Origin of the sequence: Streptomyces sp. NBC_00820, assembly GCF_036347055.1 — a bacterium.
In the GTDB taxonomy this organism is placed as follows: Bacteria; Actinomycetota; Actinomycetes; order Streptomycetales; family Streptomycetaceae; genus Streptomyces.
In genome coordinates this window covers 2,045,762-2,063,256 of sequence record NZ_CP108882.1, presented here as the reverse complement: position 1 = coordinate 2,063,256, position 17,495 = coordinate 2,045,762, and the positions used below count along the sequence as shown (strand labels likewise).

Sequence of the window (17,495 nt, the reverse complement as noted above, 5' to 3'; positions counted from 1 at the left end):
TCCGGGGCACAACGCCCGGGAGCCGGCCCGCCGTTCTCGTGACCGGCGCCGCCTACTGCCCGAAGCCGTAGGCGAACAGGTGGTCCGTGCCGGTCGAGCCCGTCACCGGGAGGGTGATCGAAGCGACCTGTTTGGCGGGGTCGAGGGGGACCTTGGTGGCGAAGACGTAGGTCTTCACGCTGTCACGGCCGCCGCTGCCGGTGTTGCGGTAGCCCGTGGTGACGGCCGTCGTGTCGCCTGGCACCGGCTTGGTCGCACCGGCGTTGAGCGTCCAGTCGGAGAAGCCGACGGTCGCCCTGGCGGTGGTGCCGTCGGTGTAGGTGACGGTGACCGTGCCGGAGACCCCGCTGCCGTCGGTCGGGGCGTTGGTCGCCGTGCCCAGCAGGCCCAGCGACGCGCCCGAGGTGCCGGCGGGCATCGGGATGGTCTGGCCGGCCATCTCCAGGTTGTCCACCTGACCGGACTTCACCGTCGGCCAGAGGTAGGAGACACCGTCGACCGTGACGGTCCCGCCGCTCTGGACGCCCGCCGCCGACAGCGCGTTCTGCGAGAACGCCCAGCCGCCGCCGTCGAAGCCGCTCGAGAAGGCCGCGCCGTCGGGGTAGATGCCCTCGTTGGTGGCGTACGGCCACAGCTCACCTGCCTCGGCCACGGCCACGCGCAGGGCCGCCCCGGTCAGCGCGGCACCGGTGTCGTGGTCGGTCAGCGCGAACGTGACCGGGAAGGTGCCCTCGTCCGTGCCCGCCGTCACACCGGTCTTCGCCTCGGCGCTGCCGGACGCGGGCACCGTCACCGAGCCGGACGCCGAGTCCAGCGAGACGCCCGGGGGTGCCGTCGCCTTCCAGTCGACCGTGACGGACGTGTCGCCGAGGTTGGTCAGGTTCAGCGTGCCGTCACCGGAGGCGCCCGGCTGGAGCACCAGGCCGTCGCTCGTGGGACCGGTCGCGGCCAGCACCCGGCCGCCGCCCGTGGTGTCCGACGGCGGCGCCGCTGATGGGCCTGACGCCCAGGACTTGTCCGGCGTGGTGCCGAGCGTGAAGTCGACCGTGCCCGCGCCCTTGAACTGCTGGTACGTCAGCCAGGACGTCCTCCACTCCTTGCCCTTGACGTCGAGCGACTGCACGTACGGCGCATCGGGCGCGGCCTGGGGCGCGTTGATCCGCACGGTCCTGCCGCCCGCGAGGGTCACCTCGGCCACCGGGAACACCGGGCTGCCGAGGGCCAGGGTGTCGGTGCCCGGGGTCTGCGGGTACATGCCGAGCTCGGACCAGACGTACCAGGAGCTCATCGCGCCGAGGTCGTCGTTGCCGAAGGAGCCGACCGGGGCGTTGAAGTACAGCTTCCGCTGGGCGTCCCGGACCGCTGCCTGGGTCTTCCACGGCTCACCCGTGTAGTCGTACTCCCAGGGGATCTCCACACTGGGCTCGTTGCTCAGGTCGGCGTCGGTGCCGCCCGGGTGGGCGATGTCGTCGAGCAGGCTGTCCAGGTAGGACGAGTACGCCTTCGCGCCGCCCCGTGCCTGGATGAGCTGCTGGAGGTTGAACGGGACCATCGGCGTGTACTGGGCCGACGTGCCCTCCACGAAGCCGTTGGAGGTGCCGGCGGTGAACCCGCCCACGAACTGGCCGTCCTTGTTCCTGCCGTGCATGTAGCCGGTCTGCGGGTCGAAGACGTTCATCCAGTCCTGGGCGCGGGTGGCGAACTGCTTGTACACGGCCGTCCTGCCGAGCGACTTCGCGAAGGACGCGAGGGCGTAGTCGGCGGAGTCGTACTCCAGTTGCGTGGAGACCGGGCCGTAGAAGTTGCAGCAGCCGTAGTCGTTCTCGTCCAGCGGGAGATAGCCCTTGGCGTCCCGCACCGACTCGCCGGGGCGGTCGTTGTTCGGGGAGGTCGCCTCGTGCTGGAGCGCCGCCAGCGCCTTGTCCGTGTCGAAGTCCCGGGCGCCGAACGCGTACGCGCCGGCGATGATGCCGGCGGCCGGATCGCCGACCATCACGTAGCTCTCGCCGTTGTTCGAGGCCCACTTGGGCAGCAGGCCCGTCTGGTCGTAGCCGTTGAGCATCGAGGTGACCACGTCACTGGTGACCTTCGGCTCTGCCATCGCCATCAGCTGGGTCTGGGAGCGGTAGGTGTCCCAGCCCGAGTAGTTGGCGTACTGGGCCTGCTGGCCCTTGGCCAGTTTGTGGACCTGGTTGTCCATGCCCATGTACTGGCCGTTGGCGTCGGAGAAGACGTTCGGGTGCAGCAGCGCGTGGTAGAGCGCGGTGTAGAACTGCGTCTGCTGGTCAGGGGAGCCGCCGCCGATCCGGACCTTGTCCAGCACCGCGTTCCAGGCGTCGTGGTTCGCCCGCGCCACGGCGTCGGCGTTCCAGTTCCTGATCTCGGTGGAGAGGTTGTCCGCCGCGTTCGCGTCACTCGTGTACGAGATGCCGACCTTCGCGCTCACCGTCGCGTCCGAGGAGGTGTCGAAGGTCAGGTACATGCCGTTCGCGCCCGTCGTGGGCGGCTCGACGGCCTTGCCCGCGGAGCTGTTGCCCGAGGCGTTCTTGCCCGACGCGCTCGCGCCCGCAGCGCTCCCGCCGGTGGCGGACGCCCGGGGAGTGCCGCCGGCGCCGGGGGCCGGGGACGGCGTACCGGAGGAGGGGCCGCCGCTGCCGTGGACGGTCGGGGACGGTGCCGCGGGGACGGTGAAGTGCTTCTCCTTCAGCGCTCCCGACGGATGCGCCGGAAGGTCCTGCCGGGCCCTGCCCGCCTTCAGCGACGTCGCACCGGGGTTGACGGTGCCGCCGACCCAGGTGCCGCTCGCGGTGAACGGCTGGTCGAACTTGATGTCGAAGTGCAGCGTGTACCGGTTGCCCGCGCCGCAGAAGTGACCACTGTCGATCGCTCCGCTGATCTCCTTCTTGTTCACCACCTGGACGCGCGTTCCGTCCACCTGTGTGGCGCCCCCGCTGAGCTTGAACAGCAGGTTCGCCTGCTGCCCCGCGGGGAAGGTGAAGGTGCCCAGACCGGCGCGGGTGGTGTCGGTCAGCCGGGTCGTGACCCCGTTCGCGTCGGTCACCCGGTAGGAGCCGACGGTCGCCTGCTCGTCCCCGTGGCCGAACCCGACGGAGGTGCTGCCGAGGTTGCCCGGGAGGGCGCCGGTCACCGGCAGGACGGGCAGGTCGCCCGCGACGCCGCAGCCGGGTCCGGAGACGTGGGTGAGGCTGTAGCCGGAGATCTTCTTGTCGTCGTACTCGTAGCCGCCGCCCGCGGGGCGGTCGGGCGTCGTGTCCGGACCCCACTGCACCATGCCGGCCGGCATGTCGGGGCCGGGGAAGGTGTCCACCGCACCGGAGGTGCCGATGAGGGGGTTGACGAGGGACGCGGGATCCTTCACGAAGGCCGGCGTCGCGGCGGTCGCGGCGTAGGCGCCCCCGATCGCCGGGACGGGGAGCGCGACGAGGCCCAGGACGGACACCAGGGCGAGACGTCGGCGGAATCTCTTGGGGGCGAGTGGTGCACCAGAACGTCGAGGTCGGACCATCAGGCTGCCTCCACAGCGGCTCGTGCTTCGCACATGAGGTGCCGACGGCGCCGGGGAACCGCTGACGCCGGCGACGGGCAGGGTGCCGGCCGCTCCGGGGCGGTCTGACAACGTTGCCACGCACGAGTGTCGAGTGAAACGCCTGCGCTGAGGATGTGTCAACGGTGCCAACAGGACGTTCTGGCAAGGAAGTTCACTGCGCGGATTCCGGCGTGGTGGATATTCCCGTGGCGGCAGGCATAGTCGTACGCCGTCCCGCGCGTCACACAGGGTGGAGGGGCCCGGCAGCGGGCCGGGGCCGGAGAAGAGAAGGTGGCGATGGATGCCGAAGCGCAGGAGAGTTTCCGGGAGTTCGTGGCCGGCAGGTCGTCCGCGCTGCTGAGGACCGCCGTGCTGCTGACCGGCGGGGACCGGCACGCCGCCGAGGACCTGCTGCAGAACGCGCTGGTCAAGGCGGCCGGGCGCTGGCAGCGGATCGACGAGCCGGAGGCCTATGTGCGGCAGGTCCTGTACCGCCAGCAGGTCAGCCGCTGGCGGCTGAAGTGGCCGCGGCGCGAGGTGACGGTCGCCGAGCCGCCCGAGGCCGCCGCCGCCCCGGACGCCTCCGGCGTCGCCGAACTGCGGCTCGTGCTGCGCTCCGCCCTGTCCCGGCTCACCGCCCGCCAGCGCACCGTGCTGGTGCTGCGCTACTTCGAGGACCTGCCCGAGGCCGACGTGGCCCGGCTGCTCGGCTGCTCCGTCGGCACCGTACGGTCCACCACCCACCGCTCCCTGGCCCGGCTGCGCACGCTCGCCCCCGAACTGGCCGCGCTCGACGGCCCCGGCCGGCAGCCGTCCCGTGACTTCTCGCCCGTGGAGGTGCGTCCGTGAACGTCGAGGAGATCGTGCGCGAGACACTGCGCGAGCAGGCCGCCGAACAGCCCCCGGCACGGCCGGGGTTCGCCGACCGGGTGCTGCGCGTGTGCCGGCGTCGCCGTACCCGCGCGCTCACGGCCGCGGCCGCCGCGGTGGTCGCCGTGATCGCGGTCGGCGTGCGGGCGCCGCTGCTGGACTCGGGCCCGCGCGACGTACGTCCGGCGGGCGTGCTCGGTGGGTCCGGGGTCCTGGCGCACCCGGACCAGTCGCCGCCCCGGGACCTGATCGCCGCGGGGAAGGTGACGCTGGCCGCGTACCGCACCGGCCACATCCGCGTGCGGGCGGACGGCAAGGGCGTCTACGAGAGCACCTACTGGCTGCTCGACCCGCGGACCGGGACGTACGAGAAGGACTCCAGGTGGAGGTCTGTCGCCGTCGCCCCCGGGGCGAGGACCGCCGCCGTCCTGGAACGGAACCTGCCCGCGCGCCGCATCGGCCTGCTCGACCTCGCCACGGGCCGGGTCGAACGGTGGATCCCGGTCGGCCACGGGGTCGGCGCGCTGGCGTACTCGCGCGACGGGAGCGAGCTGGTCGCGACGACGTACAGCGAGGATCCCGGCCTGCGCGAGAAGGCGACCCCGGCGAACGGGGACACGGCGGCGCCGGACGCGTGGTTCGCGCCGCCCGGTTCGTCGAGCCGTACCGGCTTCTCCGTCGTCGACGTGGCCACCGGCAAGGAGACCTGGAGCGAGGTCGTGCCCGGGCGCAATGACGCGGGCCAGGAGGATTTCGCCTTCTCCCGCGACGGCGAGCTGGTGTACGCCCGCAGCGTCAGCGGCAGGGACGGTTCCGAGCGGTTCTACGACCTTGCCGGCAAGGAGGTCGCGGCGCCCGCGGACGAGCGGTTCCTGCGGGCGGACGTCCCCGCCCGGCTCTCCCCGGACGGGCGGCGTGCCGCGCTCGGTCTGACGGCCGAGGCCAAGGACAGGTCGTGGTCCAAGATCGTGGACCCGCTCACCGGCGAGGAGACCGCCAGGGTGCGCGGCGCGGAACTGCTCGCCTGGGTGGACGACCGCCGGCTCCTCGCCTGGGAGCGGATGCCGGGGTCGGGGCTGTACCGTCCCCGGCTCGTGCTGGTCACCATCGGAAGCGGCAAGGTCGTACCGCTGAGCGGCCCGGCTCCATTTTCCCTCACCGGTGAGGAAGGCTGGGTGCCCGTCTTCGCCGAGCGGTGATCAGACGGCCGTCAACTCCCCGTGCAACGCCAGCAGCCCGTCGGCCGTCTCCCGGCCGGCGGGCAGCAGCGGGGCGCGCACCGGGCCCGCGGGCAGGCCGATTCCGGCGAGGAGGGCCTTGGCCGTGACCGTGCCGGGGAGGCCCGCGTCCATCATCGCCTCGATCAACGGCGTGATCCGCAACTGGAGTTCGGTCGCCCGGGCCGTGTCGCCGGCGTCGAAGGCGTCCAGGACGGCGGCGACCGCGCCCGGTACGGCGTTGGCCACCGTGCTCACGCAGCCCGCCGCGCCGACGGCGTACAGGGCGAGGACGTGCTCGTCGCAGCCCGCGTAGTAGGCCAGGTCCGTGCGCGCCAGCACCTTCTGGGTGCCGAGGAAGTCGTAGGAGCAGTCCTTGACCGCCACGATCCGCGGGTGCCCGGCGAGGCGGATCATCGTCTCCGGTTCGATCCGGGTGCCGGTGCGGCCGGGGATGTCGTAGAGCATCACCGGCAGACCGCTCGCGTCGGCGACCTGGCGGAAGTGTGCCTCCACCGCCTCCTGCGGCGGCCTGCTGTAGTACGGCGTCACCACCAGCGCCCCGTCGGCGCCCGCCTTCTCGGCGGCGAGGGCCAGCTCGACCGTGTGACGGGTGTCGGAGGTGCCGACGCCCGCCACCAGGGCGACACCGTCGCCCACCGCGTCCCGGACGGCCGTGATCAGCTCAGCCTTCTCCGTGTCCGTGGTGGTCGGGGACTCGCCCGTGGTGCCGTTCAGGACCAGGCCGTCACAGCCCTCCGCCACCAGCCGGGCGGCCAGCCGCCGGGCTCCCTCCAGGTCGAGCGCGCCCGCCTCGGTGAAGGGGGTGATCATCGCGCAGAGCGTGCGGCCGAAGGGCCGGAGTCGGTTCGTCATGGAACAAGTCTCGACACCGCAAAGGTGAAGCTCTACTTAATTCTGCTACCCAATATTGCTAAGAATCGCTGACTGGTGGGGTCGGATGCGTCCCGTTCGCCGACAACTTCACTCGCCTGGACAAAAAAAGTTTTCGGTGGGAGGGTGGGCGCATGCTGGACGTGACCGTGATCGAGGACCCCGAGACGGCGGCCGTATCGCTCGACCCGATACGGGCCAGGCTGCTCGCCGAACTGGCCGCCGAGCCCGCTTCCGCCGCCATGCTGGCCGGCCGGGTCGGGCTGCCCCGGCAGAAGGTGAACTACCACCTCAAGACGCTGGAACGGCACGGCCTGGTCGAGCTTGCGGGGGAGCGCCGCAAGGGCAACGTCACCGAGCGGCTGATGCGCGCGACCGCCGCGTCGTACGTCATCTCGCCGGCCGCCCTCGCCCCCGTGCAGCCCGACCCGGACCGCTTCCGCGACCAGCTCTCCGCGCGCTGGCTGCTCGCGCTCGGCGCCCGCCTGGTGCGGGACGTCGGCGCGCTGATCACCGGCGCCGCCAAGGCCCGCAAGGGACTGGCGACCTACGCCCTGGACGGCGAGGTCCGCTTCGCCTCCGCCGCCGACCGCGCGGCCTTCGTGCAGGAGCTGACGGCGGGCGTGAGCGCCCTGATCCGCAAGTACGACGCACCCGGCGCCGAAGGCGGCCGTGACCACCGGATCGTCGTCGCTCTCCACCCCACGGTCAAAGACCGTCCCACCCTCGACAGTTGAGCAGGAGCCCCGCCATGTCCAAGGAATTCGAGATCGTCCGCGAGTTCGAGGTCGACGTCCCGCCGGAGAAGGTCTGGGAGGCCGTCACCACCGGTACCGGCGGCTATCTGTGGCCCATGGACCCGCCCGAGCCCCGGGAGGGCGGCCAGGGACCCTTCGGGTCGACCGTCACCGCCTGGGACCCGCCCCACCGCTACACCAGCCGCAGCGAGAACGTGGGCATGCCCGCCCAGTCGCTCAACCAGCTCGACTACACCATCGAACCCCGCGACGAGGGCCGCCACGCCTGGGTGCGCTACGTCCACAGCGGCGTCTTCACCGACGACTGGAACAACCAGTACGACGGTGCGAGCAAGCACACCAACTTCTATCTGCACACCCTGTGCGAGTACCTCACGCACTTCGCGCCCAGCCCGGTCACCTTCGCCCAGCTGAACGGGCCCGCGGCCTCGGCGACCCCGCGGGCGCTCGCCACCGCCGCCCGCGCCCTCGGCCTGACGGACGACGCGGCGGCGGGTACCGAGGTCCGCGTCCAGGGCCCCGGTGGGCGGACCCTGGACGCCGTACTCGACTACCGCAGCCCGTACTTCATCGGGCTGCGTACCGACAGCGCCCTCATCCGCTTCTTCGGGCGCGGTCACTGGGGCGCGCCCCTCGGCATCAGCGTGCACGACTTCGCGCCGGACGCCGACGCCGGGGCGAACGAGAGGGCCTGGCAGGACTGGCTGAACGGCATGTTCAGCCAGTTCTGACGGCCGGCCCGGCCGCGACCGCTACGGGCGGAAGCGCAGCACCTGCGGGTCGTGGTCGCTGATCTGGTCGTTGAACTCCGAGTTGATGTGCACGCTGTCGTACGCGAAGTCGCCGTCGCACCGGATCGCCCGGCTGATCAGGATCTGGTCCAGGACCTGCTCGTTGCCCTGGTAGTCGTAGGTGTAACGCTCCTTCTTCGGCAGCGACTTGATCGCCGACCACAGGTCGCCGTCGCCTTCGAGTATCTGCGCGGTGCCGGAGAACTCGAAGTCGTTCATGTCGCCGAGCGCGATGACGTTCGCGTTCTTCTGGACGGACAGGATGTCCTTGACGAACGCGTTCACCTCGGTCGCCTGCGCGTGGCGCTGGGTCTCCGAGCTGCGCACCGGCGGCTGGTACTGCGCCGTCAGCGCCTGGTCGCCACCCTTGGAGTTGAGGTGGTTGGCGATCACGAACACCGTCTTGCCGCGGAAGACGAACTCGCCGGCCAGCGGCTTGCGGCTGCTGGTCCAGGCCGCGTTCGCCGGGTCGATCCGGCCCGGGGAGGCCGTCAGCTGGGCCTTGCCGTGGACCTTGGTGACGCCGACGGCGGTGGTGGAGTCGCCGCCCGCGCGGTCGGTGAAGGACACCCGCTCCGGGTTGAACAGGAACACCTGGCGGATGTTGCCGCCGGGCTCGCCGCCGTCCTGGTCGTTGACCGGGTCGATCGAGCGCCAGTCGTACTTCGGGCCGCCCGCCGCGACGATCGCGTCGATCAGCTTGGTGACCGTCGCGCTCGCGCCGACCGTGCCGTCGTCCTTGGCGCCGTTGTCGTCCTGGATCTCCTCCAGCGAGACGATGTCCGGCGACTGCAGGTTGTTCACGATCGCGGCGGCGTGCTGCCCGAAGGTGGCGTCCGACGGGTCGAGGTTCTCGACGTTGTAGGTCGCCACCGCCAGCTCGCGGGCCGACTGCTTCTGGGTCGTCTCGCGCTCCAGGCCACCGCTCACCAGCGTGCCCAGCTTGCCCGCGACCAGCGTGTAGCCGCCGAACTGGTTGAAGTCCAGCGGGCCGGTGGTGGTGCCCTCCAGGGTGTCGCCGACGTTCGCCTTCGGGAAGGCGGCGGTCGCGCCCAGCGACTGGATCTGCAGCCGGCCGGTGTTCTGGGAGTCGTAGGAGCCGTAGAGCGTGCCGCCGCGGTGGGTGCGGTGCTCGCGCGGCTTCACCGTCACCCACAGCTCGCTGTACGGGTCGGTGGCCGTGACCACCCGGGCGTCGGCGACCTGGACGTTCATGCCCTCCAGGGACTCGTAGTAGTCCAGCGCGTACCGCTGCGGGTCCAGGGTCAGGGCGTTGACCGAGCCGGCCGCCGCCGTGTCTCCGGCCGGGGTGTACACGTCCGGCACCGCGCGCTTGTCGATCACCGTCGGCGCCGGGACCTCGTTGCCGGTGGAGACCGTGGTGATCACCGGCTTGGTGATCTCCGTCAGCGACTGGTTGCCGGTGGACGCGCCGCCCGGGACGTACTCGGAGACCGTGCCGGTCACCGTGACCGAGTCGCCGACCGCGACCTTCGGGGTCGAGCTGGTGAAGACGAACACGCCTTCGCTGGTCGCCGGGTTGTCGTCCGGCGTCGGGTCCTGGAGCCAGAAGCCCTTGGAGGAGCCGTAGGTGCGGGTGGCCGTGACGATGCCCGGGACGTCCGTCACCTTCTGGCCCGTGAGCGGCGATGTGCGAGTGGTGCCCTGCACGTCGTGGATGCGCACGGAATCGGCGTGCGCGGGCGACGTGAGGGCGACGGTGGACGCCGCGCTGCAGACAGCGGCGACAGTGAGCGCGGCGAGGCGCGCGGAAGACCTGCTCGGCAAGGGATCCCTCCGGGGGACGTGCGTGAGCGCCGGGACGAGGGTGGGGCGGGAGCGTGTGGGGCTCGTAGCCCTGTGTGACACGCGCAGAGCCGAGTGAACAGTTGTCCCCCCAACTTCTACGCGCGTCAATCTCCAGCCTGGCGTGGGGAGTTGTCAAGGTTTCGGCCATGTACGGTCGTGGGCGGGAAGATGAACCAGGCGGCATGGGTGGAAATCCGTCTAGGCTGAGCCGCCGAGTCCTTATTTGGTGTCCGAGGAGAACCAGCCGATGTCAGACAGCTCCCCCCTGCCGCCCGTGCGGCTGCACCCCGAAGCGGAGCTGGCGCGCGCCGCGCTGTCCACCCCGTTGCTCTCCCGTGCCGCGCGTCTCGCCCGCTGGGCCGGACCCGACACCCGCGTGGACGCCGGCGGCGGACTGGCCGAGGACCAGCTGGCCGCCGCCGCCGAACTGCTCGGGCTGAGCGGGGACGACGCCGCCGCCTACGCCAGTGAGGCCTGGCGGGTGGCGGTGGACGCCGGTCTCGTCGAGATCACCGACGAGGAGGCCGGGACCGTGGCGGCCGGCGAGGAGCTGGCGCTGCTCACCGGCGGCTCCCCGCACGACGTGCTCGCGGTCTGGCTCGCCGCCCTGGAGACCGTCATCGCGGACGCGGGCGTACCCGACCTCGACGGCCTGGTCGACGCCCTGGACGAGGGCGGCGAGATCGATTTCTCGTCACTCGACTGGGACCCCGAGGCCGAGTCCGAGTTCCTCGACGGCGTCCTCGGCAACCTCTACCTGCTGACCGTCAGCGAGGACGGCTCCGGCGAGGGCCCGGTGCCGCTGCCCGCCCTCGCCGCCTCCATGATCGTGCCCAGCGACATGGACGAGCCCACCAACGACGTCCTGGAGCAGGTCTCCGACGCGATGATGCGCCTCGACGACCAGTTCCGGCTGCTGGAGCCCATCGGCCTGGTGGACTACGACCCCGTCGACGAGGCGCTCATGGCCGATGCGGACGAGGAGCCCGCCGCGCCCGTGGACGACACCGACGTCTCCCGCTACGGCATGGTCCGCCTCACCCCGCTCGGCGCGTTCGGCCTGCGGGCGCGCCTGCTGGAGGCCGGCTTCGACGCCCCCGCCGTCGGGGAACTCGCCGACAAGGGCGCCGACGCGCTCCTCGACGCCACCGCCCGCTTCGGACAGTCCGCCGCCCGCGCCGAGACCGAGCAGTGGCTCGCCCAGCGTGAACCGCTCGCCTCGGCGCGGGAGTTGCTGTCGGCCGCGCGGGGCGCCGACGCCGGCGCGCCGCTGCGCAGGCTGCGCTGCCAGCAGGCCCTGTCCCTGGTCGGCCCGGAGGCCGAACCGGCGCTGCGAGCGGTCCTCGGCGACCCCGAACTGGGCGGCCTCGCCCGGGTCTGGCTGAGCGAGCGGGGTGCCGCCGACGTGCCCCCGCCGTCGCAGGACCTGGTCTTCTGGCTGACCATCGACACCGTCGCCGCCCAGCTCCGGGCCGAGGGCAACTCCGAGGAACTCCAGGCACTGGTGGAGGGCCTCGCCGCCCAGCACGGCGGCTTCTTCGCGGCCGCCTGGCGGGTGGACCACCCCGACACCGCGGACGTGCTGGAGGCGATGGGCCGGCTGCACCCGGACAAGCGGGTCGCCAAGGAGGCCCGCAAGGCCGCGTTCAAGGCCCGGTCGCAGCAGACGGGTTGAGCGGCGGGTCGAGCGGCGGGTCGAGCGACGGCCGGAGGAACGGCCACGGCCCACGCCCTCGTGGAGCCACGCCCTCGCGGAGCCACGGCGCCGTGAGGGCGTGAGGGCCTGACCGGTGCGGCCTGAGCGTGGCCCGCGCTCCTTCGCTAGCGCGGGCCACACCGGCGCTCACGGCGCCCGCCCCGGTCCGCCCGGGTCCGCTTCGGTCCGCCCCGGTCCGACTCGGGCCGCCCGGCTTCACTTCGGGCCGCCCGGGTCAGCTTCGGCCTCTCGGTCGGTTTCGATCGGTTTCGGCCGGTTCCGGGGTGCGGCAGGGTGCCGGTCGGGCTACAGGGCCCTGGCTCCCGGCTCCGCCATGTTCCGTACCGTGCGCGCCTTCACGAAGTCGCCCATCGCCGTCATGTCCCACTCGCCGGAGAACTGGCGGACGAGCTTGGCCATCAGCACGCCGGTCTGGGGCTCGGCGCCGGTGAGGTCGAAGCGGACCAGTTCCTCGCCGGTGGCGGCGTCCATCAGGCGGCAGTAGGCCTTGGCGACCTCGGTGAACTTCTGGCCGGAGAAGGAGTTGACCGTGAAGACCAGGCCGGTGACCTCCTGGGGGATCCGGCCGAGGTCGACCGTGATCACCTCGTCGTCGCCCCCGCCCTCACCGGTGAGGTTGTCGCCGGAGTGCCTGATCGCGCCGTTCAGGATCGTCAGCTTGCCGAAGTAGCAGCTGTCGATGTGGTTGCGCTGCGGGCCGTAGGCGATGACCGAGGCGTCCAGGTCGATGTCCTTGCCGCGGAACGCGGGCTCCCAGCCGAGGCCCATCCTGACCTGGGAGAGCAGCGGGCTGCCACCCTTGACGAGGGACACGGTCTGGTTCTTCCGGAGGCTGACGCGGCCCTTGTCGAGGTTGATCTTCCCGGCGCCGGGCGCCGGGGGCGGCGGAGTGGCCGGGGCCGGGGGAGCGGCCGGGACCTGCGGGGCCACCGGCGACTGTACGGCGGGGGGCGCGGGCGGCGGAGGCGGCGCGACCGGCTGCTGCGGCGGGGCCGCCGAGGCGGCGGCCGGCTCCTCCACCGACACGCCGAAGTCGGTCGCGATGCCGGCGAGTCCCTCGGCGTACCCCTGGCCGACCGCGCGGACCTTCCACTGGCCGCCGCGCCGGTAGATCTCGACGACCACCAGCGCGGTCTCGGTGCCGAGCTGCGGCGGGGTGAACGTGGCCAGCACCGTGCCACCGTCCGTGTCGCGGACGGTGGCCGTCGGCTCGACGCCCTGGAAGGTCCGGCCCGCCGCGTCCGGGCTGGCCGTGACCACGATCTTCTCGATGTCCGGTGGCACGGCGGCCGTGTCGATCGTGATCGCGTCGGGCGCGGTGCCCCCGCCGGACCGGTACGTCACACCCGGTCCCGTGGGCTGGTTGTAGAAGATGAAGTCGTCGTCGGAGCGCACCTTGCCGTCGGCGGTGAGCAGCAGGCCCGACACGTCGAGCCGCACCGGGGCGGCGACGTCCACCGTCACCCGGGCGACCGGCAGAGGGGTGTTCGAGCCAGGGGTCATAGCTGTCATGCCGGGTGAACGAACGACATCACTTTGCCGTTCCCTTACCCGCGGCCCGCCCCCCGATCGGCCCAGAGCGCGGTGGATCCACTCGGGGCACCGCTCAGGGCACCACGACGATCTTGCGTCCCACCCCCGCCGCGAACTGCTCCAGCGCCTGCGGGTACTGCTCCAGCGGAACGCGGTCGCTGATGAACACGTCCGGGTCGAGCACCCCGCCCGCGAACAGGTCGGCCGCCCGCTCGAAGCTGTGCAGCACCGCCATGGAGCCGGTGATGGTGATCTCCTGGTTGTAGATGCGGTACGGGTCGATCGTGACCCGCGTCGCGTAGTCGGCCACCCCGAACTGCAGGAACGTGCCCGCCTTGGCAACCCGGCCCAGGCCGTCCTGGATGGCCGCCGCGTTGCCGGTCGCGTCGATGACGACGTCCCAGCCCCGCGGGCGCTCCAGCTCGTCCGCGTTCGCCGCGGAGCCGGAGACGCCGAGCCGCCGGGCGGTCTCCAGACGCGCCGGGTTCAGGTCGACCACGTCCACGTTCGCCGCGCCCGTGCGCTTGGCCAGCTCCAGCATCATCAGGCCCATGGTCCCGGAGCCGTAGATCAGGACGTTGGCACCGAGCCGGGAGTTGAGGACGTCGTACCCGCGTACCGCGCAGGACAGCGGCTCGATGAGGGCCGCGTCCTCGGTGCGCACGTGCTCGGGCAGCTTCACGCAGTTCGCCACGGGGGCCACCGCGAACTGGGCCGCGCCGCCGGCCGTGGTCACACCGATCGCGGCCCACCGCTCGCACATGTTGTTGTGGCCGTCACGGCAGAAGCGGCACTCGTAGCAGTACAGGGAGGGGTCCACGGCGACCCGGTCGCCGACCGCGACCTCGGTGACCTGGGTGCCGACGCCGACCACCTCGCCCGCGAACTCGTGCCCGGGGACGATCGGCAGCTTCGGGGCGAACTCGCCCTGGAGGATGTGCAGGTCGGTGCCGCACAGGCCGCAGGCGGCCACCTCGACGACGACCTCGCGCGGGCCGGGTGTCGGGTCCGGGACCTCGGTGACGACGGCACGGCCCACGGACTCGATGACGGCGGCCTTCATTTCACGGCTCCAAGCGACAGACCCTGGACCAGCTTGTCCTGGGCGGTGAACCCCGCGGCGAGCACCGGCAGGGAGATGACGAGCGACGCGGCGCACACCTTGGCCAGGAACAGGCCCTGGCTGGTGATGAAGCCGGTCAGGAAGACGGGGGCGGTCTCGGCGACGACACCCGTCAGGACCCGGGCGAACAGCAGCTCGTTCCAGCTGAAGATGAAGCAGATCAGGGCCGTCGCGGCGATGCCCGGAAGGGCGATCGGCGCCACCACCCGGCCGAGGACCGTGGGCAGCCTGGCACCGTCGATCTGCGCCGCCTCGATGATCGCGATCGGCACCTCGGCGAGGAAGGACTGCATCATCCACACCGCGATCGGCAGGTTCATCGAGGTGTAGAGCACGACCAGGGCCCAGACGTTGTCCAGCAGCCCGGCGTCCTTGGCGAAGAGGTAGATCGGCAGCAGGCCCGCCACGGCCGGCAGCATCTTGGTGGACAGGAAGAAGAACAGGACGTCGGTCCACTTCTTCACCGGCCGGATGGACAGCGCGTACGCGGCCGGCAGCGCCAGGAGCAGGGTCAGCACCGTGGAGGCCACAGACGCCGTGGTCGAGTTGATCAGCGAGGGCCAGGGGCTCGCGCCGCCGCCCAGGCCGAAGAACTCGCGGTAGCTGTCCAGGGTGAGCGGGGCGGTGAGGGAGGGCGGGTTGGTCGCCGCGTCCGCCTCGGAGTGGAAGGACGTCAGCGCCATCCAGAGCAGGGGCAGGACGAACAGGATGCCGGCCAGCCAGGCGGCCACCGACAGGACGGCGCCCTTCAGACCGGGGCCGGAGCGGCTCGGCCGCGGCGCGTGACCGCGCGCGGGAGCGGTGACGGAGGTCGTCATGCGCGGGGGGCCTCCTCACGGAACAGGGACGACACGACGCGCAGGGCGAAGGTCGCGATGACGATCGAACCGATGACGACGAGGACACCGGCGGCGGAGGCGAGACCGTTCTCGTGCGCCTGGTAGAAGGTCTGGTAGACGGTGTACGGCAGGTTCGCGGTGCCCAGACCACCGGAGGTGATCGTGAACACGGCGTCGAAGTTCTGCACGATGTAGATCGAACCCAGCAGCACGCCCAGTTCGAGGTAGCGCCGCAGGTGCGGCAGGGTGATGTGGACGAACACCTGCCAGTCGCCCGCGCCGTCCATCCGGGCTGCCTCGATCAGTTCCGGGTCGCGGCTCTGCAGCCCGGCCAGCAGGATCAGCATCATGAACGGCGTCCACTGCCACACCAGCGAGGCGGCGACCGCCGTCAGCGGCATCTCGGAGATCCAGTCCGGCTGCGGCGCCCCGCTTCCCCCGAGCCAGTGCAGTACGCCGTTGAAGAGGCCGTACTCGGGGTTGAACAGCACGTGCTTCCAGAGCAGGGCGGCGGCGACCGGCACCAGCAGGAAGGGGGCGATGAGCATGGTGCGCACGACGCCCCGGCCGCGGAAGCGGCGGTCGAGGAGCAGCGCCAGCACCAGTCCGAGCAGCATGCAGGCCAGCACCACGGAGGCGGTCAGCAGGACGGTCGTCCACACCGACTGGCGCAGCTCGGGGGTGCTGATCACGTCGGCGTAGTTGGACAGGCCGGTGAAGTGGCGGTCGTCCGGGTAGAGCGCGTTCCACTTGAAGAACGAGATCACCAGGGTCGCCACGAACGGCAGCTGGGTCACGGCGATCATGAAGATCAGCGCGGGCAGCAGCGGGGCCCGGGTGACCCAGGCGCGCATGCGGTTCGAGGGCCGGGCCGCCGGCCGCGCGGTGGCGGCGGCGACCGGGGCCGATGTCGTCACGGTCATGATCCCTCGTACTTCTTGCCGACGGCCTCGGCGTACTGCTGCGACTTCTTCAGCGCGCTGTCCACGGACTGACGGCCGGCGATCGCGCTGCTGATCTCCTGGGCGACCTTGGTGCCCAGGTCGGTGAACTCGGGGATGCCGACGAACTGGATGCCGGGCGCGGGCCGGGGCTGCACGCCCGGGTCCTGCGGCCTGGCGCCCGCGATGGCGTCCCGGGTGACGTCCGCGAAGGCGCCCGCCTCCTTGGTGTACTGCGGTATGTCATAGGTCGACGCGCGCTTGCCCGCGGGCACGTCGGACCAGCCCGACGTCTTCCCGACGAGGTTCTCGTAGCCCTTGCCGGACGCCCACGAGATGAACTTCCAGGCGTCGTCGGGGTGCTTGGACGCCTTCTGGACGCCCCAGGCCCAGGTGTAGAGCCAGCCGGAGCTCTCGGTCCTGTCGACCGGGGCCGGCACGTAGCCGATCTTTCCCTTGACCGGGGAACCGGCGGCCTCCAGCGAGCCCGCGCCCGCCGTGGCGTCGTACCACATGGCCGTCTTGCCCTGGGTCATGTTGTTCAGGCACTCGGCGTAGCCGGACTGCGCGGCACCGGACTCGCCGTGCTTGCGGACCAGGTCGACGTAGAACTGGACGGCCTTCTTGAACTCCGGGGAGTCCACGCGCGCCTTCCAGTCCTTGTCGAACCAGGTGCCGCCGAAGGTGTTGACGACCGTGGTCAGCGGGGCGATCACCTCGCCCCAGCCGGGCAGGCCGCGCAGGCAGATGCCCTTCATCCCGGACTCGGCGCCGTCCGTCTTGGCGGCGAGGTCGGCGACCTGCTTCCAGGTCGGGTGGGCCGGCATGGTCAGGCCCTTCTTCTCCAGGACGTCCTTGCGGTACATCAGGAAGGAGGACTCGCCGTAGAAGGGCTCGCCGTAGAGCTTGCCGTCCGCTCCGGTCAGCGCCTGCCGCATCGGGGCGAGGATGTCCTGCTGGTCGAAGGCGGTGTCGCTCTTGACGTAGGAGTCGACGGAGTGGAGCCAGCCGTTCTTGGCGTAGATCGGGATCTCGTAGTTGCTGAGCGTGGCGATGTCGTACTGGCCCGCCTGGTTGGCGAAGTCCTGGCTGATCTTGTCCCTGACATCGTTTTCCGGCAGCACGGTGAAGTTCACCTTGATGCCGGTCTCCTTGGTGAAGTGGGCGGCGGTGAGCTTCTGGAGCTCCACCATCTGCGGGTTGTTCACCATCAGGACGTTGATGGAGTGGGCGGAGGATCCGCTCCCGCCCGCGCCGCCTGCGCCCGCGCAGCCGGTGAGCAGGGGGGTGGCGAGCGTTCCCGCGGCGGCCGCGGCGAGGAGGACGCGTGGCGTTCGTCGGCTCTGGGTTCGCATGGAAGGGGTACTCCTGATCGCTGATGGTCTTGGGAAGACGGGGACGGGATGCGGGTGTCGAGGTGTGCTGGAGCGGCCGTGCGGCTCGCTGGAGGTACGGC

Annotated in this window: 13 protein-coding genes; 5 read left to right on the top strand and 8 right to left on the bottom strand. The window is 71.5% G+C overall.

Going from position 1 to position 17,495, the window contains the following annotated elements:
- Nucleotides 1-52 precede the first annotated feature (52 nt).
- Nucleotides 53-3,526 carry a GH92 family glycosyl hydrolase gene (locus OIB37_RS09445; protein ID WP_330457090.1) on the bottom strand — a complete coding sequence of 1,158 codons (3,474 nt, stop codon included), beginning with the start codon at nt 3,524-3,526 and terminating at the stop codon, nt 53-55.
- A gap of 318 nt (nt 3,527-3,844) precedes the next feature.
- Here OIB37_RS09445 and OIB37_RS09440 point away from each other — a divergent pair, with 318 nt between their 5' ends.
- The gene (locus OIB37_RS09440; RefSeq protein WP_330457089.1) at nt 3,845-4,396 is read left to right on the top strand and encodes a SigE family RNA polymerase sigma factor; all 552 of its coding nucleotides are present in this window, start codon (nt 3,845-3,847) and stop codon (nt 4,394-4,396) included.
- Entirely contained in the window at nt 4,393-5,616 is a 1,224-nt protein-coding gene (locus OIB37_RS09435) for a WD40 repeat domain-containing protein (RefSeq protein WP_330457088.1), read from the top strand. Before OIB37_RS09440 ends, OIB37_RS09435 begins: the two co-directional genes overlap by 4 nt.
- Here OIB37_RS09435 and dapA read toward each other — a convergent pair whose 3' ends face one another.
- Nucleotides 5,617-6,510 carry a 4-hydroxy-tetrahydrodipicolinate synthase gene (gene dapA / locus OIB37_RS09430; RefSeq protein WP_330457087.1) on the bottom strand — a complete coding sequence of 298 codons (894 nt, stop codon included), beginning with the start codon at nt 6,508-6,510 and terminating at the stop codon, nt 5,617-5,619.
- A gap of 152 nt (nt 6,511-6,662) precedes the next feature.
- On the opposite strand from dapA, the gene OIB37_RS09425 reads away from it, so the two are divergent.
- Together OIB37_RS09425 and OIB37_RS09420 are read left to right on the top strand one after the other, a co-directional pair.
- On the top strand, nt 6,663-7,265 hold the full coding sequence (locus OIB37_RS09425) for an ArsR/SmtB family transcription factor (protein ID WP_330457086.1): 603 nt from the start codon (nt 6,663-6,665) through the stop codon (nt 7,263-7,265).
- Between the two features lie 14 nt (nt 7,266-7,279).
- Entirely contained in the window at nt 7,280-8,017 is a 738-nt protein-coding gene (locus tag OIB37_RS09420; RefSeq protein WP_330457085.1) for an SRPBCC family protein, read from the top strand.
- Between the two features lie 21 nt (nt 8,018-8,038).
- Here the strand turns inward: OIB37_RS09420 and OIB37_RS09415 are convergent, their stop codons facing one another.
- Nucleotides 8,039-9,865: an endonuclease/exonuclease/phosphatase family protein gene (locus OIB37_RS09415; RefSeq protein ID WP_330457084.1), complete on the bottom strand. Its 1,827-nt coding sequence runs from the start codon at nt 9,863-9,865 to the stop codon at nt 8,039-8,041.
- Between the two features lie 268 nt (nt 9,866-10,133).
- On the opposite strand from OIB37_RS09415, the gene OIB37_RS09410 reads away from it, so the two are divergent.
- Complete coding sequence (locus OIB37_RS09410; RefSeq protein ID WP_330457083.1) at nt 10,134-11,561, top strand: hypothetical protein; 1,428 nt, start codon at nt 10,134-10,136, stop codon at nt 11,559-11,561.
- Between the two features lie 327 nt (nt 11,562-11,888).
- Here OIB37_RS09410 and OIB37_RS09405 read toward each other — a convergent pair whose 3' ends face one another.
- The 5 genes from OIB37_RS09405 to OIB37_RS09385 form a co-directional block, all read right to left on the bottom strand.
- Nucleotides 11,889-13,106 carry a TerD family protein gene (locus OIB37_RS09405; RefSeq protein ID WP_330457082.1) on the bottom strand — a complete coding sequence of 406 codons (1,218 nt, stop codon included), beginning with the start codon at nt 13,104-13,106 and terminating at the stop codon, nt 11,889-11,891.
- A gap of 103 nt (nt 13,107-13,209) precedes the next feature.
- A complete protein-coding gene (locus OIB37_RS09400; RefSeq protein WP_330457081.1) occupies nt 13,210-14,199 on the bottom strand; it encodes a zinc-dependent alcohol dehydrogenase family protein in 990 nt (329 codons plus the stop codon).
- The gene (locus OIB37_RS09395; protein WP_330457080.1) at nt 14,196-15,077 is read right to left on the bottom strand and encodes a carbohydrate ABC transporter permease; all 882 of its coding nucleotides are present in this window, start codon (nt 15,075-15,077) and stop codon (nt 14,196-14,198) included. The genes OIB37_RS09400 and OIB37_RS09395 overlap by 4 nt, the downstream gene beginning before the upstream one ends.
- Nucleotides 15,074-16,021 (bottom strand): carbohydrate ABC transporter permease, encoded by a 948-nt coding sequence (locus OIB37_RS09390; RefSeq protein WP_330457079.1) that lies wholly within the window; start codon nt 16,019-16,021, stop codon nt 15,074-15,076. The genes OIB37_RS09395 and OIB37_RS09390 overlap by 4 nt, the downstream gene beginning before the upstream one ends.
- On the bottom strand, nt 16,018-17,394 hold the full coding sequence (locus OIB37_RS09385) for an ABC transporter substrate-binding protein (protein WP_330457078.1): 1,377 nt from the start codon (nt 17,392-17,394) through the stop codon (nt 16,018-16,020). The genes OIB37_RS09390 and OIB37_RS09385 overlap by 4 nt, the downstream gene beginning before the upstream one ends.
- Nucleotides 17,395-17,495: the final 101 nt, after the last annotated feature.